This window comes from Azospirillum sp. TSO35-2 (assembly GCF_003116095.1).
Taxonomy (GTDB): domain Bacteria; phylum Pseudomonadota; class Alphaproteobacteria; order Azospirillales; family Azospirillaceae; genus Azospirillum.
Genome location: NZ_LGRA01000008.1, coordinates 573,800 through 580,127, shown reverse-complemented (window position 1 = coordinate 580,127; position 6,328 = coordinate 573,800). Strand labels below are relative to the sequence as shown.

4 protein-coding genes are annotated in these 6,328 nt (G+C 73.5%); all 4 read right to left on the bottom strand.

Annotation, left to right across the window (positions count from 1 at the left end):
* Positions 1 to 101 precede the first annotated feature (101 nt).
* Positions 102 to 1,127 (bottom strand): toprim domain-containing protein, encoded by a 1,026-nt coding sequence (locus tag TSO352_RS04125; protein WP_109106076.1) that lies wholly within the window; start codon positions 1,125 to 1,127, stop codon positions 102 to 104.
* Between the two features lie 12 nt (positions 1,128 to 1,139).
* Positions 1,140 to 5,504: a strawberry notch family protein gene (locus TSO352_RS04120; protein WP_109106075.1), complete on the bottom strand. Its 4,365-nt coding sequence runs from the start codon at positions 5,502 to 5,504 to the stop codon at positions 1,140 to 1,142.
* A gap of 92 nt (positions 5,505 to 5,596) precedes the next feature.
* Positions 5,597 to 5,827: a DUF6117 family protein gene (locus TSO352_RS04115; protein ID WP_109106074.1), complete on the bottom strand. Its 231-nt coding sequence runs from the start codon at positions 5,825 to 5,827 to the stop codon at positions 5,597 to 5,599.
* Between the two features lie 84 nt (positions 5,828 to 5,911).
* Entirely contained in the window at positions 5,912 to 6,301 is a 390-nt protein-coding gene (locus TSO352_RS04110) for a hypothetical protein (RefSeq protein WP_109106073.1), read from the bottom strand.
* Positions 6,302 to 6,328: the final 27 nt, after the last annotated feature.

The window sequence follows — 6,328 nt, the reverse complement described above, 5'->3', positions numbered from 1 at the left end:
CCCCGGCCGCCGCCCGATCGCCCGCTGGAAGGCCGTGGCTGCGGCCTCCCGCCGGCCGGACCGGCGTCCGCCCGTTCCGACCGGTGCCCGGCCGCCGAGGCTCAGGCTCGCCATGACCGCACACGACCGGCCCAGAAGCGCGCCACATCCTCCGGGGCGAACTGGGCCCGCAGGTGCGCCCGCAGCGCCGCATGCCCGAACGCCAGCAGGTCGTCGTTGAGGTCGCCCAACACCGGTGCCAGGACCAGCGCCTCAATGCCGAGGGCCTCGGCGCGGCTCCCCAGGCGCTTGGCTGCCCGGCGTCCGGCGGCGTCGTTGTCGCGGGCGACGTAGAGGCGGCGCAGCGTCGGCGGCAGGTGCAGGGCGGCGAGGTGCCCGGCCGAGAGCGCGGCGACCATGGGCAGGGCCGGCAGGACGGTGCGCAGCGCCAGCACGGTCTCGACGCCCTCCCCCGCCGCCAGGACGTCGCGGGCCACGCCGAAGCGGACGCCGTTGCCGAGCAGGTGGCCCAGCGCCCGGCGCGGCGACGGCATCGCCGCCTTGCCGCCGCCGGACGGGTCGAGCCAGGTGCGCTGCACGCCGGTGAGGCGGCCGTCCAGAGCGGTGACCGCGGCGATCAGCGCCGGCCCTTCGGCGAGCCGGTCATCGGCGTCGCGATACCAGCAGTGCGGCTGAAACCGCAGGGAGCCGTGTTTCCGGACATCCGGAATACCGCGGTTGCGCAGATACGTCTCGGCCAGCGTGCCGGCGAGCGGCCGGGAACGGGCGAACAGGCGGCGGGCGGCTTCCGGCGATCCGATGGGGACTGAAGGCTCCCACCGCGGCTCCGGCGGCGCCCGCGGCGAACCAAGGAAGACGCGCACTTCGTCGAGCACGTCGGCCAGCCGGCCGAGACCGCGGTTGAGCCCGATAAGGTCGAGCAGGTCGCCGTGCTCGCCGGTGGCAGCGTCGGCCCACTTGCCGGTGGCAGCACCATGCAGCCGGATGTAGAGGCTCTCCCCCGGCATGCCGTGGACGTCACCGACCCGCCAGTAACGCCCCTCCCGCCGCCCGTGCGGCAGGTAGTGGCGGCACACCGCCTCGGCCTCCCGCGCGAGGCGCTGCGCCATCTCCGACGCAACGGACATGGCGCCGGCCCCTCACGGCCCCGTCCGGTCGACAACACGGAGCAGCGGGTGGCGGGCCAGCAGGGTGGCGAACACCGCCGGCCCGCGCTCGCCCACCGGCACGAACAGCCGCAGCGTCCAGGCGATGATCTCGGACATCAGCCCCAGCGCCTTCAGCCGCTCCACCATCCCCTCGGTGAAGCCGGACAGCTCGATCCGGTGGGTGCCCATCACCGTGACCCGGCGCAGCCGCAGCCCGTCGGCCAGATGCAGCACCGCCCGCCCCTCCAACACCGAGGTCCACGCCTGCTCCGCTGACGGCACCGGCACGGCGTCGGCGTCGGCACCGAAATTGCGCTCGACCTCGGCCAGGGCGTCCGGCGCCACCACCCGGCCGATGATCCGTTCGCCGTCGTCGGTCTGCAACCGCACCACCCGCAGGTTCGTGTCCGGCAGACGCTGCCACACCGGCAGCAGCAGCCCGGTCACCAGATGCAGGGTGCTGGTGGCGAACTCCGGCACCGCCGCGGCCTCCGTCTCCCAGACGGCGGCGAAGGCCTCCGGCTCGGCCGGGCGCCAGTGGCTCTGGCCCAACTCGGCCAGCGTCACCGTCAGGCGTTCCAGTGGGCGCAGCAGCCGCACCCGGCGCTCCACCGTGCCGTCGTCCAGCATCAGCCCGGCGGCGGGCACCGCCACCGCCGCCCGACCCGAGCGGGCATTCACCAGCAGCCGCGCCTGCGGCCCCGCCCCTTTCTCCAGCGCCTCCTCCAGGCCCAGCGGCTGGTTGCGGTCGCGCCGTGCAAGCGTGAACAGCCGCGTCTCCGCTCCGGTCGCCGGGTGAGTGTAAAGCGTTCGCCGCGCCGTGACGGTGAAGCTGTCGGCCACCAGCGTCTCGACGCCACGGTCGTAGCTGCCCGACGCGATGGCGCCTTCGATCTTCGCGGCGAGCAGTTGCTCAAACACGGTGAACAGCGTGTTCTGCAAGCCGATGGTCAGAGCCAGCAGCCGGTTGAGGAAGGTGGTGGTCGGCGGCAGGTCCTCGCGCAAGGTCCCGTCGCGGTCGCTCAGCGCCAGCCCGGTCGCCGCCTCGAACTCGCCCAGTGTGCAGCCCTCCACCTTCCCGGCGTGCAGCAGACCATAGAGCTGGCGCAGGGCGGCGCGGGCGTAGACGGATTCCAGGTTGTCGTCGGTACGGAACAGCCCCTGCCCGCCGGTCTGGCGCTGGCCGCGGGTGATGGCGCCCAGGGTGTCGAGCCGCCGGGCGATGGTGGAGAGGAAGCGCTTCTCCGCCCGCACGTCGGTGGCGACCGGGCGGAACAGCGGCGGCTGGGCCTGGTTGGTGCGGTTGGAGCGGCCCAGCCCCTGGATGGCGGCGTCGGCCTTCCACCCCGCCTCCAGCAGATAGTGCACCCGCAAGCGCCGGTTCTTGGCGCCGAGATCGGCGTGGTAGCTGCGGCCGGTGCCGCCGGCGTCGGAGAAGACGAGGATGCGCTTCTCGTCGTCGAGGAAGGCCCGGGTCTCGGCAAGGTTGGCCGAACCGGGGCGGCTCTCCACCGTCAGCCGCCCGTCCCCGCCGGGATCGGTCTTCCGCACGATGCGCCGCGAGCGGCCGGTGACCTCGGCGACCATGTCGGCGCCGAAGCGCTGGACGATCTGGTCGAGCGCCCCCGGCACGGGTTCCAGCGCCGCCAGCCGCTCGATCATGCGGTCGCGCCGGTCCACCGCCTCGCGGCACAGCACCGGCTGGCCGTCCCACCACACCGGCCGGGAGGACAGATTGCCGTCGGCGTCGGTGAAGGGTTCGTGCAGCTGGGTCGGGAAGGAGTGGGCGAGGTACTCGAGGACGAGCTCGCGCGGCGTGACGTCGATCGACAAATCACTCCACTCTTCGGTGGGGATGTCGGACAGACGGCGTTCCATCAATGCTTCACCGGTGGAGACGATCTGTACCACCACGGCGTGGCCTGCGGCAAGATCACGTTCGATGGACTTGAGCACGGTCGGCGTCTTCATCGCCGAGATCAGATGGTTGAAAAACCGTTGCTTGGCACCCTCGAAGGCGGAGCGGGCGGCGGCCTTGGCGGCGCGGTTCAGAGTGCCGCCGGCCCCGGTGACGTTGGCGGCTTCCAGCGCCGCGGTCAGGTTGGCATGGATGACCTGAAAAGCAGCGGCGTAGGCGTCGTAGATGGCGACCTGCCCCGGCGTCAGCCGGTGCTCGACCATCTCGTAACGAACCCCCTCGAAGGAGAGCGAGCGGGCGGCGTAGAGGCCGAGGGCCTTGAGGTCGCGGGCCAGCACCTCCATGGCGGCCACACCGCCGGCCTCGATGGCCTGGACGAACTCGGCGCGGGTGGCGAAGGGGAAGTCCGCCCCGCCCCACAGGCCGAGGCGCTGGGCGTAGGCGAGGTTGTGCACGGTGGTGGCGCCGGTGGCCGAGACGTAAAGGATGCGACCATCCGGCAGGGCGTGCTGCAGGCGCAGGCCGGCGCGGCCCTGCTGGGAGGGGGTGACGGGACCGCCCTCACGGCCGAAGCCGGCGGTGCCGCCGGCGTTGCGCAGGGCGTGCGACTCGTCGAAGACGATCACCCCGTCGAACTCCCGGCCGAGCCAGTCGACGATCTGCTGGACGCGCGGCACGGCGCCCTCGCCGCGCAGGGTGGCGTAGGTGGTGAAGACGATGCCGCGCTCCAGGGTGATCGGTACGCCGGGGCGGAAGCGCGACAGCGGCGTGACCAGCAGAGGCTCCTGGCCCAGCGCCGACCAGTCGCGCCGGGCATCCTCGATCAGGGTGTCGGACTTGGAGATCCACAGCGCCCGCTGGCGGCCCTTGAGCCAATTGTCGAGAAGGATGCCGGCGACCTGCCGGCCCTTGCCGGCGCCGGCGCCGTCGCCGAGGAACCAGCCGCGGCGGAAGCGCACCGCGTGCTCGGCATTGTCCGGCGCCGCCGAGACGACGTCGAAGGTCTCGTCCACCGTCCATCTGCCGGCGAGATGACCGGCGTGCGCCTCACCGGCCAGGATGACGCTTTCCAGCTGAGCGTCGGAGAGGATGCCGCCGGTGACCAGGGCGGCGGGCAGGTGCGGGCGGTAGCGGGGCTTGGGCGGGGCGACCGCGGCCATGGCGGCGGACTGGACCAGCGGCGTCGGGTGCGGCTGGGCGCCGGGGATGATGATGGACTGGAGCGTGTAGGGCTCGTAGAGCGCGGCGGTGAGACGGGCCCCCACCCCCGGGGTCCAGTTGCGCGGCTCGTAGACCAGCTCAACGACCGCCGGGTCGGAAACCGGCGCCGGGACCACGGGCGCGGCCGCCGCCCGGCGGGCCGGTTGCGCCACCATGGGGCGGGTCATCATCGGCAACGGAGCCGCTGCCGAAACGGAAACGGAAGCGCGCGGCGGCACGCCGCGCTGGACCCAGTCCAGCAACGTGACGGCGTCGGGGGCCATGCCCGGTGACGTCGGGAAGACCGCCGGGTCCTCCGCCGGCACGCGATCGATGACGGTCAGCCGGGTGTCCACCGTGGTGCCGTGGCGGGCGTAGACCCGGCCGTCGATGGCGGCGGAGAAGACGACGCGGCCCCGCTCCTGCAGGCGGATGAAGGCATCGCGCCACGCCGGCTGCCCGGGCGCCAGCCCGGCGCCGGTGACGGCGACGAGGCGCCCGCCCTCGGCCAGCCGGGCCAGGGCCGAAGCGAGGTGGCGGAGGGCGGCGTCGGTCACCCGGCCGTCCACCGCCGCCAGCGCCGAGAAGGGCGGGTTCATCAGCACCACCGTCGGCCGGACGGCGGGATCGAGATGGTCGTGAATGTTGGCCGCGTCGAAGCGGGTCACCGGCACGCCGGGGAACAGGCCCTCCAGCAGGCCGGCGCGGGCTTCCGCCAACTCGTTGAGGACGAGACCCGCCCCCGCCTGCTCGGCGAAGACGGCGAGCAGGCCGGTGCCGGCGGAGGGCTCCAGCACCCGGTCGGCCAGGGTGAGCGCGGCGGCAGTGGCCACCACGCCGGCCAGCGGCAGCGGGGTGGAGAACTGCTGCCGGGCCTGGCTTTCCTCGGAGCGGCGGGTCTGGCTGGGCAGCAGCGCCGCCAGCCGTTCCAGCATGGCCAGGAACGCCGCCGGGCTGGCGGCGCGGGCCTGCATGGTCGCGCCGAAGCGGCGCAGGAACAGCACCTGCGCCGCCTCGCCGGCATCGTAGGCCAGCTTCCAGCTCCAGGCGCCCTCGGCGTCGGAGCCGCCGAACGCCGCAGTCATCGCGGTGCGCAGCGTACCGGCATCGACGGCCCGGCCGCGTTCGAGGCCGGGCAGCAGCCGCTCCGCGGCGGCGAGCAGGGCCGCCGCGGTGTCCACCGGGGGCGGAGGACAAGGGACGGCGGCATCGGTTCGGAGATCGGCGGTCAGGGTCATGGTGGAGGATCCGGGAGAGCGGGGAGACCAGCGGCCGGCGGACGCTCTCTCGATCCGCTCCGGCTCACCCCGGCCCTGACCGGCCTCGCCCTCTACCCGCCGCCGGGATCGAACGGCGGGGCGTAAAGCTCATAGGGGTCAGCGTCGGCGAGGTGCCCGAAGGGGGTGAGCACCACCTGTCCACCGTCCCGACCGACAGCGCACAGAATGAAGCGGGTCTCGCCGGTGCGGGCGTCGGTGCCCTGCACCAGCGCCAGATCGCCCGCCGCCGCGGCGCGCAGCAGCGTCGCGAAATTCGCCTTCACGAAGTCGGGGATCGGCATGGCGGTTCTCCCAGAAGACAGGAGCCCGGCGCGGCGGCCGGGCTCGACAGTGGACAAGACGGCGGACCGTCCGGAGGGCACGGATCAGGGGGCACCACCGAGGCGGCGTTCCGCTGTGCGGATGGCGGCCAGCGCCGCCCGGAACCGCGCGGTGCCACGCTCCTCGCCGAGGTCGGTGTTCGAAGCCATGGCCCGGCAGGCGGCGTGGATGTCGGCGGCGCCGACCATCTCCGGGCTCAGCCGGGTCAGCGTGCCGTCGGCCTCGATCACGGTGCGGATCTCCTGCCGGACCTCCTGCTCGGTCAGGCGGAGCAGGACATGCTCCCGCGAAACGTCCGGGTCGAAGAGAACAGCTCCCTGGCCGGCCGGCATCACGATGACGACAGCCTCGGCGGTGATCACGAGGACCGGGGCGCCGCCGACGAGAGCGGCGGCCGGCAGACGCACGACCAGGGTGACGAAGGGCTCGGTCATGACGAACCTCCAGCAACGGGGACGGAG

Bases quoted from the DNA above. Each gene is read 5' to 3' on its own strand.
- TSO352_RS04110 (WP_109106073.1), bottom strand. From the start codon at position 6,301: ATGACCGAGCCCTTCGTCACCCTGGTCGTGCGTCTGCCGGCCGCCGCT.
- TSO352_RS04125 (WP_109106076.1), bottom strand. From the start codon at position 1,127: ATGTCCGTTGCGTCGGAGATGGCGCAGCGCCTCGCGCGGGAGGCCGAG.
- TSO352_RS04115 (WP_109106074.1), bottom strand. From the start codon at position 5,827: ATGCCGATCCCCGACTTCGTGAAGGCGAATTTCGCGACGCTGCTGCGC.
- TSO352_RS04120 (WP_109106075.1), bottom strand. From the start codon at position 5,504: ATGACCCTGACCGCCGATCTCCGAACCGATGCCGCCGTCCCTTGTCCT.